Raw genomic sequence first — 23,090 nt, 5'->3', positions numbered from 1 at the left:
ATGTCATTCACGATATGCGCGGATGACATGGCAGGAGGAAACGAGATGAGCGATAACCTGGCAGGCAAGGTCGTGGTGATCACCGGAGCCAGCAGCGGGATCGGGGAGGCTGCGGCGCGCTATCTGGCCGCCGGCAGTGCCCGCGTCGTATTGGGTGCACGGCGCGTAGAACGGCTGAGAGCGATCGTTGCCGAGATCACGGCAGCGGGCGGCGAGGCGACCATGCTGGCTACCGATGTCACCCACCTGACGGAGATGCAGGCACTGGTGAATCATGCGGTGGAGCGTTTCGGTCGCGTCGATGTGCTGATCAACAATGCCGGGCTGATGGCAGTGGGGTCGATTCTCAAGGGACGCACCGATGAATGGGAGCGCATGATCGATATCAACATCAAAGGGGTGCTCAACGGTATTGCCGCGGTGCTACCTGTCTTTCATGCCCAGCAGAGCGGACACGTGATCAATGTGGGTTCGGTCGCTTCTCACAAGGTCGCCCCGGGCGGGGCGGTGTACAGCGGGACGAAGTTCGCCGTGAAAGCAATCACCGAAGGCTTGCGTCAGGAGTCGGGCGCCATCCGTTGCACTCTGATCTCGCCGGGCGCCATCGATACCGAACTGCCCTCGGGAACCTCGGACGAGGCCACGCTGAAACGTCTGAAGGAAGCCTATCAGGCGGCCTTGCCGGCGGAGACCATCGCCCGGGCGATGGCCTACGCCATCGCTCAGCCGGCGGAGGTAGATGTCAACAAGATCATCGTCAGACCGACGGTGCAGCCGTTCTGATCCACTGCCCCGGCTGACGCCGGGGCCATGGTCGGGTTGCTCAGTGGTGGTGACCACCAGCGCCGTGGGCATGCCCGTGCGCAATCTCTTCTTCCGTCGCTTCGCGTACATCAAGGATCTCGACATCAAAGGTCAGATCACGCCCAGCCAGTGGGTGGTTGGCGTCGACCTCGGCCTGAGACAACCCGACCTTGACGATGGTTACCTGGCGCGGACCCTCGTCGGTCTGGATAACAGCGATCATGCCTGGCTTCCATTTCTTCGCGCCTTGCAGATGCTTGACCTGAACCTTCTGGATCGCGTTTTCCTGTTTCGGGCCGTACGCGTCTTCGGCGTTCAGGCTGACACTGAACACGTCGCCGGACTCGTGACCTTCCATTGCACTGACCAGACCGTCGAGCAGGCCCGGCTGGCCATGCAGGTACAGTACGGGCTCGTACTGACGAGAATTTTCGATTTCGCCGTTGGCGTCAGAGACGGCGTAGTGAAACTGGACAACGGTGTTCCGGGCAATCTTCATGGTAATGATTCCGCTGGGGCGATAACTGAAGGCGGGCATTATCCAGCGTTGTGCCGCAGATTTCCATGCCTAGCGTGCGTCACCCCAGAGCTCATCCAGCCGCGCATCGCGGCCACAGCGGCTGCGATAGAAGTTGTAGCGAATCGGATTCTTCTCGTAATAGTCCTGGTGATAATCCTCAGCGGGATAGAAGTCGGTCTGTGGTAGGAGCTCGGTGACGATCGGCTTGTCGAAGCGCCCGGAGGCTGACAGTGCGCTCAGTGACGCCTGCAAGGTGCGCTGCTGTTCCTCGTCTGCGTAGAACAGCGCGCTGCGATACTGCGGGCCCCTGTCGCAGAACTGGGCGTTGGGTGTCACCGGGTCGATGGTAGGCCAGAATGCTTCCACAAGCTTGTCGTAGCTGGTCTGCCCGGGGTCGTAGAAGACCGCGACTGCTTCGATATGATCGGTTCCGCCAGCAGAGACCTGCTCGTAGGACGCGGTCTGCGCATCGCCGCCTATGTAGCCGGACACGGTGTCCACCACGCCCGGGATCTTGTCGAAATCGGCCTCGGTACACCAGAAGCAGCCGCCGGCAAACACTGCCATCTCGCTCCCCGGCGGACCCTCGCTCAGTGGCTCGTTTGCCACGGCCAGGCTACTCAGGGCCAGCGCCATGAACGAAATGCTGGATGCCCAGCTCCGCGGGCTCATCCTCGCAGCTCCGGAAGATCGTCGCCGGATGGCACGAAGCGGAGGGCTACGCCGTTGTTGCACCAGCGTTCGCCGCGTGGGGGAGGGCCGTCATTGAACACGTGGCCCTGATGACCACCGCAACGCGCGCAGTGGTATTCGGTACGCGGCCAGATCATGCTGAAGTCCTGCTTCTGACCCATCGTCCCTTCGATCGGCTGGGTGAAACTCGGCCAGCCGGTGCCGCTGTCGAATTTTGCATCGCTGGTGAACAAAGGCAGATGACAGGCAGCGCATACATAGGTGCCCTCATCGTATACCTTGTCCAGAGGGCTGCTACCGGCACGCTCGGTCGCCTCTTCGAACAGGACGTCATAGGCCTGAGCTGAAACCTTGTCCTTCCAAAAGGAATGTGGTCGGTCGAGCGGTTCGAATTCCACCTTCACCTCCTGCATTGACGTTGCGAAACTGAAGCGGGTCGCCAGGGGCAGCGCCGGCAACGCGAGTAATCCGGCGACTAACGTACGACGTTTCATGATCTACCTCGCACAAGGGATGAAGGCCAGCATATTCCGTGGCTCAGCGCTTGTCAGCGAGCCATCATTTCAAAGCGTGTCCACTGACGGAAAATCGATGGCCGGTTTGATCAGGTTTCCAAGGTAGTTGCTGAAGTGCATCCACGCTATACAAGCGACCGCCTCGAACAGCTTCTCGTCAGTCATCCCGGCGCTGCGGGCGTCGGCAAGATGGGCTTGACTCAGCGCGCCGCTTGATCGGACCAGCCTTGCAGCGAGTCGGGTCAACGGATGCTCATCCGGACGGTGAATGGCCTGGTTGATATCTGTCGGCGACAGATGTCGCTGTTGGGCCAGCCAAGCGTGCGCGCTCTGACAGTACTCACAGCCATTGAGCGCACTGACCGTCAGAGCGATGCGCTCGCGATCAGCGGGGATCAGGGAGGTGCGTTGCAGATGCTCCGTCAGTCCGAGATAGCTCTGCAGCGTAGCAGGGGAGTGGGCCATGCTGGCAAGAAGATTGGGTAGGCGTCCGTAGGAGCGCAGCGCCCGTTGCAGCACGGCCTGCGCTTCAGGCGAAGCCTGTTCGAAGGAAAGCGGTGGTACCAGCATGGTGAGGCTCCTTGCATTTGACTGTTTGGCCACTTTATCGAATGATCGCTGGACGAAAGGTGTCAACAAGATCGGTTTTAGATGCAGAGAGTCCGAAATGGATGCGGTGTCAACACTGTTAAGCAGGTTCAAGGTAAACAGCCGTACCTTTTTCAGCGGGCCGCTGTGTGGGGAAACCGCTGACTACGGTCATGATCGGACAGGTCATGTCCACATCATTCATCATGGCGAGGTTGTCCTGGAGGTACGCGGAAGCGTGTATGCCCGCTTCATCGGGCCGGCAGTAGTGCTCTTCCCCAGGGCGGTGCCGCACCGACTGAGGCCCGCGGCGCAACCTGCACGGATCAGCTGCGCACGCCTGGAAGCCAATCGATTCGAGGAGCATCCGCTGATGCGATTGTTGTCGGAGGTGGTCGTTCTCGAAGGCGAGGCGCACCGGACGACGGCTACGGTGATCGATCTTTTGGAGGTGGAGGCAGAGAGTGCCCTGCCTGGACGCAGAACGACGATGGACCGCTTGTTCGACCTGGTGCTGATCGGCCTGCTCCGTCATGAGATTGCCACGCCCCATGCGCACGCCAGCCTCCTGCAGGGGCTCGCGCATCCGGCCCTGGCGCGGGCTCTGGCCGCAGTGCATGAACACCCTGAGCGTCGCTGGACGCTGCCGACCCTTGCAGCAGAAGCCTGCATGTCTCGCTCAACCTTTGCCGAGACGTTCCAACGGCTGCTCGGCTGCACGCCGCTGGCCTATCTGAGACAGTGGCGGATAGGCCTCGTCCAACAAGGTCTGCGCAACGGAATAGCGTTTGCGGTGCTGGTGGATCAGGTCGGTTATGACGACGCCTCAGCACTACGGCGGGCGTTTCGCAAAGCGACAGGTTGTACGCCGGGCGAATGGCTTCGGACTCACGGCACCGCTGACTGGTAAGCCGACATCTGGTGCTGCAGTCACCGAGCCAGTATCTTAATGGCTCCGAAAAATAATAGAGATACTGTCATGCTCCGTTCACGATACCCGGCCGTTCGCCGGTTGCATTTGGGAATCCTTCTGGTTGCCGGCGTCCTGGTCAGCCAGCTGGCCGTTGCCGAGACGGCCGCCGGCCCCATCAATGCCAAGCGCCTGACCCTGCTCGATCAGGCGATGCAGAAACAGATCGCCGACGGGAAACTGGCCGGTGTCGATACCCTGATCTTCCACAAGGATGAAGTGGTTCATCGTCAGATGACCGGTTACAAGAATCTTGCCGACAAGGCGCCGCTGACCGACGACACCCTCTACAAGATATTCTCTCTGACCAAGCCGATCACCGGCACGGCGTTGCTCATGCTGTACGAAGAAGGCAAGTTTCAGCTGGACGATCCGGTCGAACAGTACATTCCCGAATTCAAGGGTATGCAGGTGGCGGTGAAGGATGGCGCCGATGGGCGGCCTGTTACCGAGCCCGCCGACCACCCCGTTACCATCCGCGAGCTGATGAGCCACACCGGTGGTTTCACCTATGGCCGGTTTTCCCAGTCGCAGGTGGACAGCCTGTACGTCAAGGCTGACGTGCTCGACCCGAACTCGACCCTGGCGGACATGATCCAGAAACTGAAGGACATTCCGCTGCGCCAGCAGCCCGGTACGCAATGGCATTACAGCGTGTCGGTGGATATTCAGGCGCGTCTGGTCGAAATACTGTCCGGAAAACCGTTCGACGTCTTTTTGAAGGAGCGCATCTTCCAGCCGCTGGGTATGAACGACACGGACTTCTATGCGCCCGGCGACAAGGCTGATCGGCTCGCTACCTCCTACCGTCCGACGGAGGAAGGCCTGCAGCCAGTGCCGAACGACCCGTTCCTGAGCAAGCCACAGTTTCTCAACGGAGGCGGCGGGCTGGTTTCGAGCATGGATGATTACCTGCGCTTCGCACGCATGCTGCTTGGCGAAGGGGAGGTCGACGGGGTCAGACTGCTAAAGGCGGAAACCGTGCAGATGATGCGCAGCGACCAACTCCCCGAGGGCGTTGATGGCCCCAACTGGGCTCCCGGCAATCGCTTCGGTTTGAACGTCGCTGTCGTGACCGATAGCGAGAAGGCTGGCTATCTTCCAGAAGGCACCTACTGGTGGTGGGGTATTCAGGGAACCTGGATGTGGGTTGATCCTGAAAACGACATCATCACCCTGGGCATGATGCAGAACACTGATTACCAGCACTCGCGCGTGGTGCACAACACGGTGAGCCGCATCCTCTACGCCCCGGCCGAGTAAGGCTACCTGCCCGGCCTCCCGGCCGGGCTATCTGCTGCGCTCAGGTCGAGTCTGCCGGGCTGGCATCCATTACCTGCTCCAGCGGCAGCTGCGCATGCACGTTGATGCTGCCCTGCGCGGCGAATATCACCAGATGATCTGCTGCGACACGAATCCCGACCTTCTGCCCCAGCGGATGATCTGCATGGCTGGGCAGAATAGCCTCCAGTACACTCCCGGTCGGCAGCTGAAGCCGGTACAGGGTGGCCGCGCCCAGAAAGGTCTTGGCGATAACGGTGCCGGCCAGCCCGCTGGTGTCGTCGCTGACTATGTCGTCAGGGCGTAGCAACACATCCACGGCGCTGCCGGTTGGCAACTGATAGGCACGGTTCCCACGAATGATGCCGAGCTCGGTCTGCACCGTGTCAGGTGTAAGCAGCTGGCCACGAATGAAATAGCCTTGCCCGATAAAACTGGCAACGAACGGGGTAACGGGTTCGTGGTAGAGGTTATAGGGGGTGTCCCACTGCTGCAGACGGCCTTCCTTGAGCACCCCGACATGATCGGATACCGAGAACGCCTCGTTCTGATCATGGGTGACCAGCAGTGCGCTGATGCCACGCTGCTTGAGGATGTCGCGCACTTCGCTTGACAACCGACGGCGCAATTCGCCGTCGAGGTTGGAAAAGGGCTCATCAAGCAACAGCAGTCTGGGATCGGGAGCCAGGGCGCGAGCGAGCGCGACTCGCTGCTGCTGACCGCCGGATAGCTCATGCGGGAAACGCTTGCCCAGCTGCGATAGCTTCACCAGATCGAGCAGCTCCTGGACGACGCGCTTGCGATCCGGATGACGGTGTATGCCAAAGGCGATGTTGTCCTGCACCGAGAGATGCGGGAACAGCGCATAGTCCTGAAATACCATGCCGACGCGGCGTTGCTCAGGTGGCAGACGGTGGGCGGGTGAAGAGATGGTTTGCCCGTCCAGCCGGATTTCTCCGTCGGTAACCGGCTCGAAGCCGGCGATTGCACGCAGCGTCGTGGTTTTGCCACAGCCGGAGGGCCCGAGCAGACAGCCGATGTCTCCGGCGCGCAGGTGAATGTTCAGATCGGATACGACCTTGTGACCTTCATACCCGCAGCCGAGCCGATTGAGCTCGAGGATGATGCCGTGGTCGCCCATGCGCGCCTCTGTTAATCGACGAGGAGAAATTCCACCAGCGCCTTCTGGGCATGCAGCCGGTTCTCGGCCTGGTCCCACACTACGCAGCGGGAATCGTTCATGACGTCCGCGTCCACTTCCTCGCCACGGTGGGCGGGGAGGCAATGCATGAACAGCACGGACTCATCAGCCGCATCAAGCAACTCAGGGGTTACCTGATAGGGTTTGAAGCGCTTCAGGCGGGCTTCGGCCTCGTCTTCCTGGCCCATCGAGGCCCACACGTCGGTGTTGACCAGATGCGCTCCAGCCACAGCCTCCCGTGGATCGCGGGTAATGGTTACCCGGTCGCCGGCCTGATCGAGAAACTTGCGGTCTGGCTCGTAGCCCTCAGGACAGGCTACCCGGAGCTGGAAATCGAACTGTACGGCGGCTTGTACAAAGGTGTTGCACATATTATTGCCATCGCCGATCCACGCCACCGTCTTGCCCTGGATCGAACCGCGGTGTTCAAGGAACGTCTGCATGTCGGCGAGCAGCTGGCAAGGATGCAGATCGTCGCTCAGGCCGTTGATCACCGGCACCTTCGAGCAGCTGGCGAAGGTCTCCAGCGTTTCGTGGGCAAAGGTCCGAATCATCATCGCGTCGCACATGCTCGAAAGCACCCGAGCGCAGTCGTCGACCGGCTCGCCCCGGCCAAGCTGTGTGTCCCGGGGAGACAGAAAAATGGCCTGGCCGCCAAGCTGGATCATGCCGGCTTCGAAGGAGACGCGAGTGCGGGTGGACGCCTTTTCGAAGATCATCCCGAGCACGCGGTTTTTCAGTGGCTCGTAAATGACGCCCTGGCGGTGCAGAGATTTGAGCTCGATGCCACGCTTGAGCAGGCTGGTCAGTTCCGCAGGGGAACAATCCATCAACGAAAGGAAATGCCGTACAGTCATGATGCTACCCGGTTACTTCGGTCGGCTGACGACCGGAAACAGTTAGCCTTACCGTGGCCTGACGGCCCGGTAAAAGCCTTGTCCGAAAAAAGAGAAGGGCCGATCTTATCGGTAAAATCCGGCAAAAGGCAAATGCCGCCGCCTATCTTCACGTTAACGGCCGCCCCGGCATGTGAGTGATGAATGACGGGGCATTTAGCGTATTGTCGAGGACTCGCAGCGGGCCTAAAGTGAGCTCTGCCCAATAACAACTAAGCGAAGTCCGTCATGCCTGCGACACACTACCGTGCCTGCCATTTATGCGAAGCGATCTGCGGTCTCGCGATCGAGACAGAAGGGGAAGCCATCGTTTCGATCAAGGGAGACCCACAGGACCCTTTCAGCCGCGGCCACATCTGCCCGAAAGCGATAGCCCTGCAGGATATCCAGAACGATCCGCAGCGCCTGCGTGGGCCGGTACGCCGAACCGGGCAGGGCTGGGAACCGATCGGCTGGGAGGAGGCTTTCGAACTCGTGGCTACGCGCCTCGCGGCGATACAGCAGGTGCATGGAAAGAATGCAGTGGCGGTCTACGCCGGCAATCCGAATGTGCACAATTACGGCTCGATGACCCATGGCAACTATTTCTTTGGCCAGCTCAAGACCCGTCAGCGCTATTCGGCCACCTCTGTCGATCAGTTACCCCATCATCTTGTGTCGCTATGGCTCTACGGTCACATGCTGATGATCCCTATCCCCGACATCGACCATACCGACTACTTCCTGATGCTCGGAGCCAATCCCATGGCATCGAACGGGAGCATCATGACCGTCCCTGATGTAGGCAAGCGAATCAAGGCGCTCAGGCAGCGTGGCGGCAAGCTGGTGGTGATCGACCCGCGGCGCAGCGAAACCGCCGAGGTAGCCAGCGAACATGACTTCATCCGCCCTGGCAGCGATGCGGCGCTACTGCTGGGAATTCTCAATACGCTATTCGAAGAGGGGCTCACGAAGTCGACTCCAGTCGTGCAGGCAGCGATCGGCCTGGACCTGGTTCGCGCGTCGGTGCAGCCGTTCAAGGCGGAATTGATGGCCGAACGCTGTGGTATCGACGCCGGGCGCATTCGCCAGATCGCTCGGGAGTTCGCAGCCGCAGAGCGGGCCGTGTGCTACGGCCGCATGGGTGTGTCCGTGCAGCGCTACGGCACCCTGTGTCAATGGGTTATCCAGATCATCAATCTGGTGACCGGTAATCTGGATCGTCCCGGGGGAGCGCTGCTGCCCGAGCCGGCCTTTGACGTCACGCGCGCCAAGCCGGGGCATTTCGATCAGTGGAAGAGCAGGGTGTCCGGGTTGCCGGAGTTCAACGGGGAGATTCCGGTGGCGGCGCTGGCCGAGGAGATCCTCACGCCTGGCGAAGGCCAGATCCGTGCGTTGATCACCACCGCCGGCAACCCGGTGCTGTCGACGCCCAATGGGCGCCAGCTTGACGAGGCGTTCAGTGGCCTGGACTTCATGGTAAGCGTCGATATCTACATCAACGAGACTACACGTCACGCTGACGTCATCCTGCCGCCGACCTCAAGCCTTGAGCATGACCACTACGACATCACGTTCAACAACTTCGCGGTCCGCAATGTCACGCGCTATAACGAGCCGGTGCTGCCCAAGCCCGAGGGTGCCCTGCATGACTGGGAGATATTCGTCGGCCTAGGCCGGGCATTTGCCAGCATCACCGGACAGGAGGCGCGGCAGACCATCGCACCTGCTCAAATGGTCGACGCTGCGCTGAAGGCTGGACCCTACAAGGATCGCCTCAGTCTCGAGGTGCTGAAGGAAAACCCGCACGGTATCGATCTGGGCCCGCTGCGTCCGAGCCTGTTGTCACGTCTGCAGACGCCAAGCGGGTGCATCGAGGCGGCCCCGGCGCACATGCTCGCGGATCTTGCGCGCTTCTCGGCCGATAGCGAGATGCCAGGCGGCCTGCAGCTCATTGGTCGACGACATGTACGCAGCAATAATTCGTGGATGCACAATTATCAGCGGTTGATCAAAGGCAAGCCGCGCCATCACCTGTTGATGCATCCGGCCGATATGGCTGCACGCGATCTGGTAGACGGTCAGTCGGTACGGGTCAGTTCGCGTGTCGGCGAGGTTACTGTCATGGTACAGGCCAGTGACGACCTGCGTCCTGGTGTGGTGAGCTTGCCGCACGGCTGGGGACACGGCAGAACTGGGGTGAAGATGGACATCGCTGCGGCCAATGCCGGCGTCAGCGCCAACGATTTGACCGATCATCAGTTTCTCGATCCGGTGACCGGAAATGCGGCGCTCAATGGTGTCCCAGTAGAGGTGGTGGCAGCATAACGTCGGCCTTTGCTGTACACTATCGGCTTTTTTGCAGGTCGAGTTCTGGCCTGCCGGACCGCGTCTTTACGAGGAGTGTCATGGATATCATCGATACCATCAAAGAACAGATCGCCAACAACCCGGTGCTGATCTACATGAAAGGCGCACCGAACGCACCCCAGTGCGGTTTTTCCGCACGTGCGGTACAGGCCCTGATGGCCTGTGGCGAGAAGTTCGCCTACGTCGACATTCTGCAGAATCCGGACATCCGCACGAATCTGCCGAAGTACGCCAACTGGCCGACCTTTCCGCAGCTGTGGATCAACGGTGAACTGGTCGGTGGCAGCGACATCATCCTGGAGCTGCACGAGTCCGGTGAGTTGCAGACCATGATCAAGTCGGCGACCGCGACAGAGCACTGAGTCGGTTGTTTCAGAAACCGCGCCCGAGCAATCCGGCGCGGTTTTTTTTTCAATGCTCCCGTCCGCGGTCAGTCAAACAAACCTTCGAATGGCAGAAAGTCGAGCAGCGCGCCCTGCTCGAATACGGCTCCGGCACGAATCAGTACCAGCCCGTCCGCATGGCTGGCATTGCTGAGAACTCCCGAGCTCTGGTTGCCGCACAGCTGCAGTTGTCTGCCCTCAATGCGTGCCCGGGCGTATTCGTCGCGGGTTCCGGCTCTGTCCCAGCGGAACCCGGCCGCTATGGGGAATACCAGCGGCTCGGTTCGTTTGACGCCCAGCCGCGCCAGCAGGTACGGCTTTACCAACAGCACGAAGGTCACCAGTGACGCTGCCGGGTTGCCGGGCAGGCCGAGTACCGGCTTGTCGTCGAACTGGCCGAGGGTGAAAGGCTTGCCTGGCTTGATGGCCAGCTTCCACAGGTCGACCTGACCCTCATCGCGAAGCACCTGGCCGAGATAATCCGCTTCACCGACTGACACCCCGCCAGAGGTAATGATCACGTCAGCTTCACGCGTCAGTTCGCGAAGCCGGGTACGGGTCAGCTCCGGGTCGTCCGGCAGAATGCCGCCGTCAACGACCTCCTGTCCGAGGCGCTGGAGCGCCGCGCGGATAGTGAAGCGATTGCTGTTGTAGATCTGCCCCGGGCCGAGCGGTTGGTCCGGCTCGACGAGTTCATTGCCGGTGGAGAGCACCGCCACGCGCAGAGGCCGGCAGACCTTGACCTTGGCCATGCCGACCGAGGCGATCACACCGAGGTCCTGAGGCCGCAACACATGGCCAGCCTGAAGAACGGTCTCCCCGGCGGCCAGATCCTGGCCGCGGGGCCGGATATTCTGCCCGGGGCGCAAGGCGTTGGAAAATCGCGCTGCGCCGTGTTCTTCGCGCACGTTCTCCTGCATCTCGACGCAATCGGCCCCTGCGGGAATCGGAGCGCCGGTGAAGATGCGCGCGCAGGTGCCGGGCTGCAGCGGTTGAGGGGCCATGCCGGCGGTGATGCGCTGGCTGATCGGCAGGCCGCTATCGATGCCGCGCCGCAGATCTTCACTGTGGAGGGCATATCCATCCATAGCACTGTTGTCCCACGGGGGCACGTCGGCGCTGGCGATAACCGGATCGGCGAGCACCCGTCCCAGCGCGGAGCAAAGTTCAACGCTCTCGCATGGGCGTGGCGGCTCGCCTGCTGCGCTGTGCAGCAACTTGCGCAGCGCATCGGCCACTGGCATCAGGCTCATGAACGTGTCTCGCAGGCAGGTCCCTGTGCAAGATGCTGGACAAAGTTGCAGGGCCGCGTGCGGCTATCCAGTTGTTCCCGAAGAATGCGGTTCCAGGCGGTACGGCACGCGCCGGTCGAGCCAGGCATGCACACTACAAGCGTACGGTTGGCGAGTCCCGCGAGCGCGCGGGACTGCAGAGTAGACGTACCGATTTCCTCCCAGGATACGTGGCGAAACAGCTCGCCAAAGCCGTCCACGGTCTTGTCCAGCAAGGGTGCAACGGCTTCAGGGGTGCTGTCCCGCCCAGTGAATCCGGTGCCGCCGGTAATCAGGATGACCTGTACGTCCGGACGGGCGATCCACGCCGACACCACGGCACGGATCCTGTAGATGTCGTCCGGTTGCAGCTGCCTGTCCATGACGCGATGGCCGGCCTCGGCAGCGCTGTCGACGAGCAGCTGACCGGAGGTATCGGTGTCCTGTGTGCGGGTGTCACTGACGGTGAGCACCGCGATGTTGAGAGCTGAGAAGTCGCCACTGGTGTGGGCCATCGAGTGGATCCTTTGGCTGAAAAAGCAGGCAGTGTTATAACACAGAGGCCACAGCGAACCGGAGGCCGCAATGACCCTATCAGACAGCTTCACGCTCAGTGCCGTGCTGCTTGCCGGCGGACAGGGCAGTCGGCTCGGGGGGCGTGACAAGGGCCTGATGGACTGGCATGGCCAGCCGGTGGCGCAGCGGTTGGCGGCGCGTCTGCGCAGCGTCGCGGCCCCGATAATGATCAGCTGCAACCGCAATCAGGAACAGTATAGACAGTGGGCGGACGCGCTGGTGACCGACGATGTGCCGGACTTTCCCGGGCCGCTTGCGGGCATCCTCGGTGCGATCAGGCTGTGCCGAACCAGCCATCTGCTGGTGATTCCCTGTGACCTTCCACAGTTGCCCCCAGAGCTGCTCGAAGATCTCGCATCCCACGCGCGCCAGGAGCCTGAGTGCGTCTGGCTGGTCCGGACGGGAGAGCATTGGCAGCCGCTGGTGAGCATCATTCCGGCGTCGCGATGGGCGTCGCTGTCGCAGGCGTGGAAGGATGGCCAGCGCAGCCCACTGCGCTGGCTGCTGGCGCAGTCGCACCGGGTACTGCAATTGCCCGAAGGCGACCCCCGGTTGCACAACGCCAACACGCCTGAGGATTGGCTGGACTGCAGCTCGATTTTCGCAGACGGCGAGGTACGCCGTTAACTCCGTGGAAACGCGAAGATTTTCCGGTCAGCCCCTTGTGCTTGACGGTCGTTTCGGTAAAATGCCGCCTCACCACGGAGCGTAGCGCAGCCTGGTAGCGCGTCTCGTTCGGGACGAGAAGGTCGCTGGTTCGATTCCAGTCGCTCCGACCACATTCCCGTGTGCTGCTCGTACAGCACGCCATAAAAGCCCGCCCTGTGCGGGCTTTTTATTGCCGAGTTTTCCTTCTTTTCTTCCTCGCGCCTCTCGACGCGCAGTGTCGGACCGCATCCGGTCGATGTCCCGCCCCTGTGCAATTCAGCCCGGCGTTGCGTCCCGACCAGCGCGGCGGCTACCCTTCAGCGATATCGTTTCAGACCGTCAGGTGGCCCCATGCAAGCAATGATCGATCTCAGTCGCCCCGGCACCCGTGCGCTGCTGGTCGTGCTGGTTCTCCTGTGTGCAGGCCTTTCCTGGCTCGGACTGCTGGACGCGCGTTGTGCCGAATACGTCGATGGATCGCTGCTGCAGGCTGGTCTGGCATTCGCTACGGCACGAGGGCTGAACGCGCTGATTTCGGTCATGCAGTCGACCACGTTGAGCTTCAGCCTGTTCGCCGGCGTGCAGGTGACGCTCGGTGAACTGCTCGATCCATTCAACGATCTGGTGGAGCAGTACTCATCAATGATGAAGCTGGCGATCGGTTCGCTGGTGATTCAGAAGGTGCTGCTGGACATCGTCTCCGACACCCTGTTCAAGGTGTTGTTGAGCCTGTCAGCCTTGGCTCTGGTGGGTAGCGTCATGCTGCGATCGGCGCTCTGGACCCACTGGCTGCTGAGAGTGTTCGCATTGTTGCTGTTTCTACGCTTTGCGCTGGTGCTGGCGGTGGCATTGAACGGTCTGGTGGATCGGGTGTACATCGCCGATCAGACCCGTGCCGAGCTGGCAGTGCTGGGTTCGGTGTCCACCGAGATCGAACTGATAGACCAGCCGGTCTCGGGTGGCGGAAGCGGGGCGGATACCAGCCTGCGCAGCAAGATGTCCAGACTGGGCGATCCGCAGACCTATCGTGAGATGCAGCAACAGCTGGAGGACCTGTCCATGAACGTGGTAACGGTGATGGCGCTGTTCTTTCTGCGGACGCTGATTCTGCCCCTGCTGTTTCTTTTTCTGCTCAGCCGCGCAGCGAGGCTGATCTGGCGGCTCGAGGTGGTGGCTTTGCCTCAGTCCCGCACCCGCCTCACGGCATCGACCCAACCCTGATACAGCGCTTCGCGCTTGGCCTCGGGCATCACCGGATCGAACGTGCGCTCACGTTCCCAGCGTTGGGTAATGGCTTCGAGGCTGTCGAACAGGCCGATCTGCAAGCCTGCCAGATAAGCCACGCCAAGTGCCGTGGTTTCAGTTATCCGTGGGCGGTCGACCTGTACCCCAAGGATATTGGCCAGCGATTGCACCACCCAGTTGTTCACCACCATGCCCCCGTCGACGCGCAAGGCTGCAGTACTGTTGCCGCCGTCGCTGGTCATGGCGTCCAGCAGATCGCGGGTCTGAAAGCACACTGACTGCAGACCGGCCGTCACGATCTCGCCAATACCGGTATCGCGGGTCAGCCCGAAGATGGCGCCGCGTGCCTTGGGGTCCCAGTATGGCGCGCCGAGCCCGGTGAAGGCCGGCACAAGATACACACCGCATTGTTCGCCCGTCTGCTCGGCCAGCGCTTCGGTTTCACCGGCATGCTGGATCAGCTTGAGTCCATCGCGCAGCCATTGAATCGCCGCACCGGCCACGAAGATACTGCCTTCAAGCGCGTAGGTCGCCTTGCCATCGAGGCGATACGCCACGGTGGTCAGCAGGCGATTGCTCGAGCTTACCGGGGCGTCACCGGTATTCATGATCATGAAACAGCCGGTTCCATACGTGCTCTTGACCATGCCCGACTTGAAGCATACCTGCCCGACCAGCGCGGCCTGCTGGTCCCCGGCCACGGCCGTCACGGGGATGGACGCGCCCAGCAGCGCTGCGTCGGTTGAGCCGAAGTCCGCGGCGCAGTCCATGATCTCCGGAAGTACGGAACGAGGGATGTCCAGCAGTGCCAGCATCTCCTCATCCCAGTCCTGCGTATGAATGTTGAACAGCAGGGTACGCGATGCATTGGTGGCGTCGGTGCGGTGCACCTTGCCGCCAGTGAGACGCCAGAGCAGGAAGCTGTCGACGGTGCCAAAGCGCAGTTCGCCGCGCTCGGCCCGCTCGCGTGCGCCCTCGACGTTGTCCAGCAACCAGCGCAACTTCGTCCCCGAGAAATAGGGGTCGATGAGCAGGCCGGTGCGCTCGGTCACTCGAGGCTCGTGACCCGCTTCGCGCAGAGCGTTGCAGAACGCTGCCGTACGACGGTCCTGCCAGACAATGGCTTTGTACACGGGATCGCCGGTAGCAGCATCCCAGAGCAGCGTGGTCTCACGCTGATTGGTGATGCCGATCGCGGTGACGTCGCTGGCGGTCAGTGACGCCTTCTCCAGCGCCTGGCGGCATACCGCAAGGGTACTGCTCCAGATCTCCTCACCGTCGTGTTCTACCCAGCCATCATCCGGGAAGTACTGCCTGAACTCCTGTTGAGCGCTCGCCAGCGGCTGGGCCTGATCGTCGAAGACGATCGCGCGGCTGCTGGTGGTGCCCTGATCAATGGCAAGGATGTGGCGTTTCATCGCAATGGCGTCCTCTTTGTTATTGTGCTGCGATCAATCGCTGCGGCCGATGTCAGCGAATTCGCCCTGTGTGTGTTGGGCCAGATCTGCCGGCGCCAGTTCAATTTCGAGCCCGCGGCGGCCGCCGCTGACGAAGATGGTGTCGAATCCCTGAGCACTGCGGTCAACGAACGTGCGTAGACGCTTCTTCTGCCCCAGCGGACTGATGCCGCCGACGAGGTATCCGGTGCTGCGCTGGGCCGCCACCGGATCGGCCATGGCAGCCTTCTTCACCCGGGCCGCAGTGGCCAGATTCTTCAGGTTCAACTTGCCATTTACCGGCACGATTGCCACCAGCAGTTCGCCCGTTTCACTGGCCGCTAGAAGTGTCTTGAATACGCGCGACGGGTCCAGCGACAGTTTGTCTGCTGCTTCGGTCCCGTAGGATTCGGCCTTGGGGTCGTGCTCGTAGCGGTGCAGGCGATAGGTCACCCTGGCCTGGTCGAGCTGCTTGGTTGCCGGCGTCATGCGATGGTCTCTTGATGGCTGCATTGAATTCTCGCCGTCGTTATATGCTCTAATCAAGTCAGATTGCCATGGCAGGGGAGAGGCGAGGTGCTCGAAGCACATCCGAAGGAGACAGGGCGGGGGGCGGTCACGCCGCGGGGCGATGCGTACGACGTACTGGTGATAGGCGGCGGTATCAATGGCGTCGGTATCGCGAACGATGCTGCCGGGCGGGGTCTTCGGGTGTTGCTGTGTGAACAGCACGACCTCGCTGCCCACACCTCATCGGCGAGCAGCAAGTTGATCCATGGCGGCTTGCGGTATCTGGAGCACTACGAGTTTCGCCTGGTTCGCGAGGCGCTGGGGGAGCGTGAGGTCCTGCTGCACAAGGCACCGCACATCATCTGGCCGCTGCGTTTCGTGCTGCCGCATCGAGACCATCTGCGGCCGCGCTGGATGCTCCGCGCGGGCCTGTTTCTCTACGATCATCTCAACCGCCGCACCACCCTGGCCGCCTCCCGGGCGCTGGACCTCAACGGCCAGGGTCCGCTGCAGGCCTCCATTCGACACGCTTTCGAGTATTCCGACTGCTGGGTTGATGATGCGCGGCTTGTCGTCCTGAATGCAATGCAGGCGCGCTCACTGGGCGCGGACATTCGGCTTCGCACCCGTTGCGTCAAGGCCCGCCGGGAAGGTGAAGGTTGGCAGGTCGATCTGCAGGACGCAGCAGGAGCCGTCCATACGGTCCGAGCCCGCGCCCTGGTCAATGCGTCCGGTCCCTGGGCGGCGCGGGTGATCGAGCGGGTCGCCGATAATCGCTCCCCTCACGGCGTTCGGCTGGTACAGGGCTCGCACATCGTCGTCCCGAGGATGTACCCCGGCGATCAGGCGTACATTCTGCAAAACAGCGATCAGCGGATCGTGTTCGTACTCCCCTATGAAGAACGCTTCACATTGATCGGCACCACCGATCGCGAGTATCAGGGCGATCCCTCTACCGTGCACCCCAGTGAAGAGGAAGAGTCCTATCTGATTGGCGTGGTCAACGAGCACTTCAAACGACAGCTTCGGAGGGAAGACATCTGTCATCGATATGCCGGGGTTCGCCCGCTGGTGGACGATGAGGATGCCAACCCCTCTGCAGTCACGCGGGACTATACGCTGACAGTGCAGGACGCCGAAGGGCAGGCGCCGCTCCTGAGCGTGTTTGGCGGCAAGTTGACGACCTACCGTCGTCTGGCGGAGTCGGCACTTGAACGGCTTGCACCGTGGTTCAAGGACATGGGGCCGGCCTGGACGGCCAGCCATGCGCTGCCGGGCGGAAACTTCGAATCGGCAGCGGCATACCTCGCCCAGCTGCAACGCCAGTATCCGTGGATGGAGCAGGATGTGCTGGCCCGTTACGTCCGCAGCTACGGAACGCTTTGCCAGTCATTCCTGCGTGGCTGCAACGCGGCGGAGGACCTTGGCGAAGCCTTCGGCGCAGGGCTGACCGAACGTGAGGTCAAATACCTTCGTGAGCGGGAATGGGCGGTTACCAGTGACGACGTTCTATGGCGACGCAGCAAGCTCGGATTGCATCTGACCGAGTCACAAAAGGCGCGGCTTGCCACCTACCTGGGCGAGAGCCAGACGGTCAGCAGCTAACGCCCGTCGTCGGTGAGCGGTCAGTCGGCGATATGGACCACCAGCTTGCCGAAGTTGCGGCCTTCGAGCAGGCCCATGAATGCCTGAGGCGCGTTCTCGAGGCCTTCGACCACGTCCTCCTTGACTGTGACCTTGCCTTCGTTGACCCAGGGCGTCATGACCTCGAGAAACTCCGGGTAACGCGGCCCGTAGTTATCGAAGATGATGAATCCCTGCATGCGAACACGCTGACTCAACAACAGGCGCATCAGCAGCGGCAGGCGATCCGGGCCATCGGGGAGTGAGGTTGCGTTGTACTGGGAGATGAGCCCGCATACGGGCACCCGGGCATGGGCGTTGAGCAGCGGCATTACCGCATCAAATACCTTGCCGCCCACATTCTCGAAATACACGTCGATGCCGTCCGGGCAGGCCCTGGCCAGCTGGGCAGGCAGATCGTCACGCTTGTGATCCAGACAGACATCGAAGCCGAGTTCGCTCTGCGCATAGCTGCACTTTTCGGCGCCCCCGGCGATGCCGACTACGCGGCAGCCCTGCAGCTTGGCAACCTGGCCAACGACGGCACCCACAGGCCCGGTGGCGGCCGCCACGACCACTGTTTCTCCGGCCCTGGGCTGGCCAATATCCATCAGCCCCATGTACCCCGTGAAACCCGGCATACCCAGCACGCCAACAGCCTGGGACGGGCGTGGCATGCCAGGGTCCTGCTTGAAGATCATGCTGCCGTCCGAGAGCGTGTAGTCCTGCCAGCCGCCGGTATATGCCATCACCAGGTCGCCCGACTGATAACCGTCCAGGTTTGACTCGACTACTCGGGCAACCGTACCGGCAGTCATGACGCCGCCCACTGGCACCGGATCGGCGTAGGACTTCGCGTCGCTCATGCGCCCGCGCATGTAGGGGTCTAGCGACATCCACAGGTTCCGCAGCAGCATCTGCCCCGGTCCGGGCTTGGGGACCTCGGACTCGACCATCCGGAAATTGGTGTCGACTGGCGCGCCCACGGGCCGGGAGGCCAAAAGGATCTGGCGGTTTACGGTGGCTGATTGAGGCATGGTACCGGGCTCCTGAGGGTGGTGAACGGAACCCAGCATGGTAGCCGCGGCACCCCTGGTCAAGCGGACTGGGCCGTGCTGATGAGCGCCTATTGATCAGGCGGTGATGACTTCGCCCATCGGGTGTGACTGCATCCAGGCCTTCACGAAGTCACTGGCTCGACCGTTGCGATGGGGGTACGCTAACTGCCATATGCGTGCCAGTGTGCCGATGCTTGCCCCGGTGCCGAGTCTTACGCCCTGTGTTTCATAGATCAGCCAGGCCATTGCTGTGGCATAGGCCAGATTGAAGCCAAGCTCTGCATGCGGATCGCGCAGGAAACAGCGCTGACTGGCCAGGCCGCGCAGCAGGCTGGCCTGATCCGGTTGGTGTGCCAGATGGTCGTCCCATAGCCGGGTGTGCAATTCTCCGCTTATGGCGAACGGACCGATACCCGATGACGGATGGCGTGAAGGAGGCAGGCTGGCCAGGCATAGAAGGGTGCCGAGCAACAGTTTTTCGGCATCGTCCGAATCGATACCCAGGTAGTGTAACGTCGGACGAATCACGGCCGCTCGCAGCCCCTGAGGTTGAATCAGACCAGCAAGGCCGCAAGGCAGCAAGGCGGATCGTTCGGATTCGACAACATCGGATGGTGCGAGGGTGATGGCACTTGCTGTCACGTTAACACCTGAGCTTGTAAGCGTAAGCTCAAGCATAGCGCTAAAGTGACAAACTAAAACTCTGTTTTTAAATTGTTTTAGGTCGGCATCAGACGCGGATATTACTCGCGGATATAACAAAAAAAGATGGTGGCACATGCAGGACCATAGCAAAACGTCCCGGGCGGAAGCGTTTGACGAGCCCGCTCTTCTCGCTCAGCAGCGCGGCTTTGCCCGGCTGCGCTTCGATGCCAGCCTGGAACCCGGCTTCCTGCGTTATATGCACCATCGCATGGCCGATCGGTCGCACCTGGTGGCGTTCATTTCCGCTTTTTTCATGCTGCTTTTCGCGTTGATAGACTGGTGGTACCTTCCGCCGGAATACGCGCGCTATACCATTCCGGCGCGTCTGGTCATCCTCCTTCTGGTTTGCGGCACCATCTGGTACGCCGCCCGGCCGAACAAGGTTCCACCACGTCGTGCCTTTGTTGCCGGCGCATTTTCCTATACGTGCTCGGGCCTGCTGGTCGGTGTGGTCATCGCCGGTACCCGTTTGATGGAAATGCACGTTCCCGTCACCCATGACGGGCTCTATCTGGTGCTGCTCTGCGGATTTTTCCTCGTTGGTCTCCCCACGCGACATGCCGTGTTCGGCTCCTGGGCGATCGTCATCGGCTATCTGCTCGCCGAGCATGCAGTCGGATCGCCCCGCATTCGGATCATCGCAAGCGGATTGTTCCTGGTCTCCTTTGCCATGATCGGCAGCTTTGGCGCCTATATCTATGAACACATGATGCGCAGCGCCTACCTCAACGAGTGTCTGTTGAAGGCGGCGCGGATTCGCGCCGAACGAGAAAGCCAGAGCAAGACACGATTCCTTGCTACAGCAAGCCATGACTTGCGTCAGCCGCTTCATGCCATGTCGCTGTTCATCGAGCATCTGGACGAGCGCGTTACCGAGCCAGAAGCCCGGCACACGGTGCGCAGGCTGGCAGACTCCACGCACTTGCTTCAGGCCATGCTGAATTCGCTCCTGGACATCTCGCGCCTCAGCGTGGGCATGGTCCGGCCGCAGCTGCGGCCTATCAATCTCCTGCCGTGGCTGCAGAGCCTGGTCGACAGCGTCGAAACGTCGGCAAAGGAGCGGGGTATCACCGTGCAACTCATTTGCCCGCGTTACAGCGCCGTGTACAGCGACCCGCTGCTGCTCGAACGGTTGATGCGCAATTATGTGAACAATGCGCTGATGCACTCCGGCGCCAGCGAAGTCCGCATCGAGGTCAGTCGCATAGGCCAGCGTACCCGCCTGGCCGTGGTCGACAATGGCTGCGGCCTCGACGAGGAAGAAAAGGACAGGATCTTCGAAGAGTTCACCCAGTTGCGCAATCCCGCCCGTACGCTGGACAAGGGCGTGGGCCTCGGCCTGTCGATCTGTCGTCAGCTGCTGCATCTGCTTGAATACCCCTCGGGTGTACAGTCTGCTCCGGGGCAGGGCGCACGCTTCTGGATCGAGGTGCCGCCGGCGGACTGGAGCGAAGCGTCAAGGGTTGCAGCCAAGCCACAGGCGAAGGAATCGCTGCATGGACGAGTGGCCATCGTGGAGAACGATCTGATCAGCCGCGAGGCGACCGAGACGCTGCTGCGCCACTGGGGATGCGAAGTCATCAGCTACGATTCCCCGGAAGCCGCCTTCGCCGGCATACAGGATGCAGCTCCCGATCTGCTGTTGAGCGACTACCGTCTGGAAGGATCGATGGATGGATTGGAACTGATCCGCGCTTTGCGCGAGCGTCGATGGTTTGCCGGTCCGGTGGTGCTGATCACCGCCGATACCAGCGAGGAGCTGCTCGAGGCCGCGCGACTGGCCGACGTCGCAGTGGTTTACAAGCCGGTATTGCCCGCGCGCTTGCGCCGAACGGTGCAGAAGCTGATGGCCGAGCTGGTCAGAAGCTGATCAGCCCAAGCTTGCGTGCGTTACTTACGCATTCTGTGCGGTTGTGGCAGTTCATCGCCGCAAAAAGCGCCTTGAGGTGAGTCTTTACCGTGTCTTCCGACAGCGACAGGCGCTGACAGATCAGCTTGTTCGGCAGGCCTTCGGCGAGCAGGTCCAGAATTTCCAGCTGACGTGGTGTCACGCCCATTTCCTTGGCACTGCTCTGGCGGTCGAGGGGGCAATTTTCATTCGCGATCACCACCTGTTCGCCAAACAGTAACCGAGTAGCGGCCTGAAGCAGCATCTGGCCATCGGCCGTCTTGCTGATGAAGCCTGCCGCTCCGAGCTGCAACGCTGCATCCATGTCGCTCGGACTGGTGCTACCGGTGAGAATGGCAATGGGTACCAGTGAGTCGATGGCGCGCAGCTTCTGCAGGAGCGCCAGGCCGCTGCTGTCGGGCAGATGGAGATCAAGCAGGATCAGATCGAAGGTGTGCCGGGAGACCAGCGCTTCAGCTTCGGCAGCATTGTGAGCGTGGTCCAGCGTGACCTCCTTGCACAGGTTGGTCAGGGTCAGGCTGAGCCCGTCAAGGTAGATCTGGTGGTCATCAATGAGCAACAACCGGGTGTCCGGTGGCAAGGTCAGGATCGGCATGCCTGGTTACCTCAAGCGAAGGCGCTCGCACAGCCGGGTGCCGAGAGCGAGGCGCTGCTTTCTTGTTATGTTTGCACGATGATATTCCAAGCTCTGTGCACTTTCTAGCGAGTCGTTCACAGATGCCTGCGCAGATAGGCGATCAGCCCGAGATTGACCGCCAGCACCGCAACGCTGGCGCCGATAACCGCAGGCCAGCGCGCGGCCTGCCAGAACACCTCGAGGTAGTAGATGCCCAGGGCGGCGCCGAAATAATACGACACCGAGTACAGTGAAGCGGCGCTGGCCTTGGCGGTCGACGCTTTCTGGTTCACCCAGGTGTTGGCCAGCGAATGCGTGAGGAAAAAGCCGAAGGCGTTGAGCAGCAAACCGAGAATGATCAGCCATAACGACGCCGACAGGGTCAGCAGGCTGCCGGCGATCAACAGCGCCACGCCAGCAGCCATGCCGCGGATAATGCTGGCGAACGGGACCCGCCCTGACAGGCTCGCCGAGAACGTCCCGGCAAGATACGTGAGGAACAATAGCCCGAGCCAGCCAGAGCCGAGCGACCAGGGCGGTGCGCTCAAGCGAAAGGTCAGATAGGTATACAGATTCAGGAAGATCATGAAGTTCAGCCCGCCCAGTGCGAATGCAGGCAGCAGGGCAGGGTTGCGCATGTGCATGGCGAAGCCAGACAGGCTGCCTCTGACCGACAGCGCCCGTGGCGTGAAGTCGCGCTCCTTTGGCAGCAGTCTGGCCACGATGGCCAGCCCGAGCAGCCCGGCGCTCCCCATGCAGATGAATACCGCACTGAGGCTGAAATGGTCGCCGATGAAGCCGCCCAGCAGTCGTCCTCCAGACCCGCCCAGCGTATTGCCGCTGATATATAGGCCCACAGCACCGACCAACGCTGCGCGCGTCATGCTGTCGCCCAGATAGGCGATGGCTACTGCCGGCAGAACGCCGAGCGCCAGACCCAGGGCGGCGCGCAAGGCGATCAATGTATTGAAGTTATCTACCCACGCCATGCTCAGCGTAAGCAGGCTGGTCGCACCCAGGCCGACAAGCAGAGGTAGCTTGCGTCCGAAGGCGTCGGAGACCGGTCCGTGAGCAAGTAGCGAGAGACCCAGCGTGAAGCTGGTGACCGTAAACGCCGTACCGGCCTGCAGCTCGCTGACGCCGTACTCTCCGGCAATCTGCGGTAGCAGCGGATGTATGGCGTACAGGTTGGCGAAGATAACCAGTGAGGCGACGACCAGCGCAAGACAGGCGCGACGGTAGTCAGCGGTTCCTGCCTCGATGCGGCATGTCGTTTTCATGCCCGCATCGTCA

The 23,090-nt window shown here is 61.5% G+C and carries 23 protein-coding genes and 1 tRNA gene; 10 read left to right on the top strand and 14 right to left on the bottom strand.

Annotated features, from left to right (window positions below; genetic code table 11):
• Positions 1–45 precede the first annotated feature (45 nt).
• Positions 46–783, top strand: coding sequence for an SDR family oxidoreductase (locus KEM63_RS10935; protein ID WP_223651589.1), 738 nt, complete (start codon positions 46–48; stop codon positions 781–783).
• Positions 784–823: 40 nt separating this feature from the next.
• On the opposite strand, the gene KEM63_RS10930 is transcribed toward KEM63_RS10935, so the two are convergent.
• The 4 genes from KEM63_RS10930 to KEM63_RS10915 all read right to left on the bottom strand — a co-directional run bounded on the left by KEM63_RS10930 (position 824) and on the right by KEM63_RS10915 (position 3,102).
• A complete protein-coding gene (locus KEM63_RS10930) occupies positions 824–1,303 on the bottom strand; it encodes an FKBP-type peptidyl-prolyl cis-trans isomerase (RefSeq protein WP_223651587.1) in 480 nt (159 codons plus the stop codon).
• 69 nt (positions 1,304–1,372) lie between these two features.
• Positions 1,373–1,996 (bottom strand): peptide-methionine (S)-S-oxide reductase MsrA, encoded by a 624-nt coding sequence (gene msrA / locus KEM63_RS10925; protein WP_223651585.1) that lies wholly within the window; start codon positions 1,994–1,996, stop codon positions 1,373–1,375.
• Positions 1,993–2,511 carry a peptide-methionine (R)-S-oxide reductase MsrB gene (gene msrB, locus KEM63_RS10920; protein WP_223651582.1) on the bottom strand — a complete coding sequence of 173 codons (519 nt, stop codon included), beginning with the start codon at positions 2,509–2,511 and terminating at the stop codon, positions 1,993–1,995. Before msrB ends, msrA begins: the two co-directional genes overlap by 4 nt.
• 69 nt (positions 2,512–2,580) lie before the next feature.
• The gene (locus KEM63_RS10915; protein ID WP_223651580.1) at positions 2,581–3,102 is read right to left on the bottom strand and encodes a carboxymuconolactone decarboxylase family protein; all 522 of its coding nucleotides are present in this window, start codon (positions 3,100–3,102) and stop codon (positions 2,581–2,583) included.
• Here KEM63_RS10915 and KEM63_RS10910 point away from each other — a divergent pair.
• Both KEM63_RS10910 and KEM63_RS10905 read left to right on the top strand, forming a co-directional pair.
• Positions 3,101–4,030 carry an AraC family transcriptional regulator gene (locus KEM63_RS10910; protein ID WP_223651579.1) on the top strand — a complete coding sequence of 310 codons (930 nt, stop codon included), beginning with the start codon at positions 3,101–3,103 and terminating at the stop codon, positions 4,028–4,030. The genes KEM63_RS10915 and KEM63_RS10910 overlap by 2 nt on opposite strands.
• A 69-nt stretch (positions 4,031–4,099) precedes the next feature.
• Positions 4,100–5,353, top strand: a complete 1,254-nt coding sequence (locus tag KEM63_RS10905; protein WP_223651577.1) for a serine hydrolase domain-containing protein — start codon at positions 4,100–4,102, stop codon at positions 5,351–5,353.
• A gap of 40 nt (positions 5,354–5,393) precedes the next feature.
• Here KEM63_RS10905 and KEM63_RS10900 read toward each other — a convergent pair whose 3' ends face one another.
• On the bottom strand, positions 5,394–6,512 hold the full coding sequence (locus KEM63_RS10900; protein WP_223651575.1) for an ABC transporter ATP-binding protein: 1,119 nt from the start codon (positions 6,510–6,512) through the stop codon (positions 5,394–5,396).
• A gap of 11 nt (positions 6,513–6,523) precedes the next feature.
• Positions 6,524–7,429 (bottom strand): ornithine carbamoyltransferase, encoded by a 906-nt coding sequence (argF, locus tag KEM63_RS10895; RefSeq protein WP_223651574.1) that lies wholly within the window; start codon positions 7,427–7,429, stop codon positions 6,524–6,526.
• Between the two features lie 267 nt (positions 7,430–7,696).
• On the opposite strand from argF, the gene KEM63_RS10890 reads away from it, so the two are divergent.
• The gene (locus tag KEM63_RS10890) at positions 7,697–9,775 is read left to right on the top strand and encodes a molybdopterin oxidoreductase family protein (RefSeq protein WP_223651573.1); all 2,079 of its coding nucleotides are present in this window, start codon (positions 7,697–7,699) and stop codon (positions 9,773–9,775) included.
• A gap of 80 nt (positions 9,776–9,855) precedes the next feature.
• Positions 9,856–10,179, top strand: coding sequence for a Grx4 family monothiol glutaredoxin (gene grxD / locus KEM63_RS10885; protein ID WP_223651572.1), 324 nt, complete (start codon positions 9,856–9,858; stop codon positions 10,177–10,179).
• 68 nt (positions 10,180–10,247) lie between these two features.
• On the opposite strand, the gene KEM63_RS10880 is transcribed toward grxD, so the two are convergent.
• The gene (locus tag KEM63_RS10880) at positions 10,248–11,453 is read right to left on the bottom strand and encodes a molybdopterin molybdotransferase MoeA (RefSeq protein ID WP_223651571.1); all 1,206 of its coding nucleotides are present in this window, start codon (positions 11,451–11,453) and stop codon (positions 10,248–10,250) included.
• Positions 11,450–11,986, bottom strand: coding sequence for a molybdenum cofactor biosynthesis protein B (moaB, locus tag KEM63_RS10875; protein WP_223651570.1), 537 nt, complete (start codon positions 11,984–11,986; stop codon positions 11,450–11,452). Before moaB ends, KEM63_RS10880 begins: the two co-directional genes overlap by 4 nt.
• 70 nt (positions 11,987–12,056) lie before the next feature.
• Between moaB and mobA the strand changes: the two genes are divergently transcribed.
• The 3 genes from mobA to KEM63_RS10860 all read left to right on the top strand — a co-directional run bounded on the left by mobA (position 12,057) and on the right by KEM63_RS10860 (position 13,916).
• A complete protein-coding gene (mobA, locus tag KEM63_RS10870) occupies positions 12,057–12,674 on the top strand; it encodes a molybdenum cofactor guanylyltransferase MobA (protein WP_223651569.1) in 618 nt (205 codons plus the stop codon).
• A 75-nt stretch (positions 12,675–12,749) separates the two neighbouring features.
• Positions 12,750–12,826 (top strand) — tRNA-Pro (locus tag KEM63_RS10865).
• A 220-nt stretch (positions 12,827–13,046) separates the two neighbouring features.
• Positions 13,047–13,916 (top strand): hypothetical protein, encoded by an 870-nt coding sequence (locus KEM63_RS10860; protein ID WP_223651568.1) that lies wholly within the window; start codon positions 13,047–13,049, stop codon positions 13,914–13,916.
• Here the strand turns inward: KEM63_RS10860 and glpK are convergent.
• Both glpK and ybaK read right to left on the bottom strand, forming a co-directional pair.
• Positions 13,877–15,358: a glycerol kinase GlpK gene (gene glpK, locus KEM63_RS10855; protein WP_223651566.1), complete on the bottom strand. Its 1,482-nt coding sequence runs from the start codon at positions 15,356–15,358 to the stop codon at positions 13,877–13,879. The two genes, KEM63_RS10860 and glpK, sit on opposite strands and share 40 nt — an antisense overlap.
• Before the next feature lie 33 nt (positions 15,359–15,391).
• Positions 15,392–15,865, bottom strand: coding sequence for a Cys-tRNA(Pro) deacylase (gene ybaK / locus KEM63_RS10850; RefSeq protein ID WP_223651565.1), 474 nt, complete (start codon positions 15,863–15,865; stop codon positions 15,392–15,394).
• Between the two features lie 87 nt (positions 15,866–15,952).
• Here ybaK and glpD point away from each other — a divergent pair, with 87 nt between their 5' ends.
• The gene (gene glpD / locus KEM63_RS10845; RefSeq protein ID WP_223651564.1) at positions 15,953–17,491 is read left to right on the top strand and encodes a glycerol-3-phosphate dehydrogenase; all 1,539 of its coding nucleotides are present in this window, start codon (positions 15,953–15,955) and stop codon (positions 17,489–17,491) included.
• A gap of 20 nt (positions 17,492–17,511) precedes the next feature.
• On the opposite strand, the gene KEM63_RS10840 is transcribed toward glpD, so the two are convergent.
• The gene (locus KEM63_RS10840; protein WP_223651553.1) at positions 17,512–18,546 is read right to left on the bottom strand and encodes an NADP-dependent oxidoreductase; all 1,035 of its coding nucleotides are present in this window, start codon (positions 18,544–18,546) and stop codon (positions 17,512–17,514) included.
• A 96-nt stretch (positions 18,547–18,642) separates the two neighbouring features.
• Positions 18,643–19,209: a hypothetical protein gene (locus KEM63_RS10835; RefSeq protein WP_223651550.1), complete on the bottom strand. Its 567-nt coding sequence runs from the start codon at positions 19,207–19,209 to the stop codon at positions 18,643–18,645.
• Positions 19,210–19,345: 136 nt separating this feature from the next.
• Here KEM63_RS10835 and KEM63_RS10830 point away from each other — a divergent pair, with 136 nt between their 5' ends.
• Entirely contained in the window at positions 19,346–21,142 is a 1,797-nt protein-coding gene (locus tag KEM63_RS10830; protein ID WP_223651548.1) for a hybrid sensor histidine kinase/response regulator, read from the top strand.
• On the opposite strand, the gene KEM63_RS10825 is transcribed toward KEM63_RS10830, so the two are convergent.
• Together KEM63_RS10825 and KEM63_RS10820 are read right to left on the bottom strand one after the other, a co-directional pair.
• The gene (locus tag KEM63_RS10825; RefSeq protein WP_223651546.1) at positions 21,132–21,776 is read right to left on the bottom strand and encodes a response regulator; all 645 of its coding nucleotides are present in this window, start codon (positions 21,774–21,776) and stop codon (positions 21,132–21,134) included. The genes KEM63_RS10830 and KEM63_RS10825 overlap by 11 nt on opposite strands.
• A gap of 116 nt (positions 21,777–21,892) precedes the next feature.
• Positions 21,893–23,077 carry an MFS transporter gene (locus KEM63_RS10820; RefSeq protein ID WP_223651544.1) on the bottom strand — a complete coding sequence of 395 codons (1,185 nt, stop codon included), beginning with the start codon at positions 23,075–23,077 and terminating at the stop codon, positions 21,893–21,895.
• Positions 23,078–23,090: the final 13 nt, after the last annotated feature.

This window comes from Halopseudomonas nanhaiensis (assembly GCF_020025155.1).
In the GTDB taxonomy this organism is placed as follows: Bacteria; Pseudomonadota; Gammaproteobacteria; order Pseudomonadales; family Pseudomonadaceae; genus Halopseudomonas; species Halopseudomonas nanhaiensis.
Note: the sequence above shows the minus strand (reverse complement) of the source record. Positions and strands in the feature narration are given on the sequence as shown.

Coding starts and splice junctions, on each gene's coding strand:
- KEM63_RS10935 (WP_223651589.1), top strand. CDS start 46: ATGAGCGATAACCTGGCAGGCAAGGTCGTGGTGATCACCGGAGCCAGC.
- KEM63_RS10930 (WP_223651587.1), bottom strand. CDS start 1,303: ATGAAGATTGCCCGGAACACCGTTGTCCAGTTTCACTACGCCGTCTCT.
- msrA (WP_223651585.1), bottom strand. CDS start 1,996: ATGAGCCCGCGGAGCTGGGCATCCAGCATTTCGTTCATGGCGCTGGCC.
- msrB (WP_223651582.1), bottom strand. CDS start 2,511: ATGAAACGTCGTACGTTAGTCGCCGGATTACTCGCGTTGCCGGCGCTG.
- KEM63_RS10910 (WP_223651579.1), top strand. CDS start 3,101: ATGGTGAGGCTCCTTGCATTTGACTGTTTGGCCACTTTATCGAATGAT.
- KEM63_RS10915 (WP_223651580.1), bottom strand. CDS start 3,102: ATGCTGGTACCACCGCTTTCCTTCGAACAGGCTTCGCCTGAAGCGCAG.
- KEM63_RS10905 (WP_223651577.1), top strand. CDS start 4,100: ATGCTCCGTTCACGATACCCGGCCGTTCGCCGGTTGCATTTGGGAATC.
- KEM63_RS10900 (WP_223651575.1), bottom strand. CDS start 6,512: ATGGGCGACCACGGCATCATCCTCGAGCTCAATCGGCTCGGCTGCGGG.
- argF (WP_223651574.1), bottom strand. CDS start 7,429: ATGACTGTACGGCATTTCCTTTCGTTGATGGATTGTTCCCCTGCGGAA.
- KEM63_RS10890 (WP_223651573.1), top strand. CDS start 7,697: ATGCCTGCGACACACTACCGTGCCTGCCATTTATGCGAAGCGATCTGC.
- grxD (WP_223651572.1), top strand. CDS start 9,856: ATGGATATCATCGATACCATCAAAGAACAGATCGCCAACAACCCGGTG.
- KEM63_RS10880 (WP_223651571.1), bottom strand. CDS start 11,453: ATGAGCCTGATGCCAGTGGCCGATGCGCTGCGCAAGTTGCTGCACAGC.
- moaB (WP_223651570.1), bottom strand. CDS start 11,986: ATGGCCCACACCAGTGGCGACTTCTCAGCTCTCAACATCGCGGTGCTC.
- mobA (WP_223651569.1), top strand. CDS start 12,057: ATGACCCTATCAGACAGCTTCACGCTCAGTGCCGTGCTGCTTGCCGGC.
- KEM63_RS10860 (WP_223651568.1), top strand. CDS start 13,047: ATGCAAGCAATGATCGATCTCAGTCGCCCCGGCACCCGTGCGCTGCTG.
- glpK (WP_223651566.1), bottom strand. CDS start 15,358: ATGAAACGCCACATCCTTGCCATTGATCAGGGCACCACCAGCAGCCGC.
- ybaK (WP_223651565.1), bottom strand. CDS start 15,865: ATGACGCCGGCAACCAAGCAGCTCGACCAGGCCAGGGTGACCTATCGC.
- KEM63_RS10840 (WP_223651553.1), bottom strand. CDS start 18,546: ATGCCTCAATCAGCCACCGTAAACCGCCAGATCCTTTTGGCCTCCCGG.
- KEM63_RS10830 (WP_223651548.1), top strand. CDS start 19,346: ATGCAGGACCATAGCAAAACGTCCCGGGCGGAAGCGTTTGACGAGCCC.
- KEM63_RS10825 (WP_223651546.1), bottom strand. CDS start 21,776: ATGCCGATCCTGACCTTGCCACCGGACACCCGGTTGTTGCTCATTGAT.
- KEM63_RS10820 (WP_223651544.1), bottom strand. CDS start 23,077: ATGAAAACGACATGCCGCATCGAGGCAGGAACCGCTGACTACCGTCGC.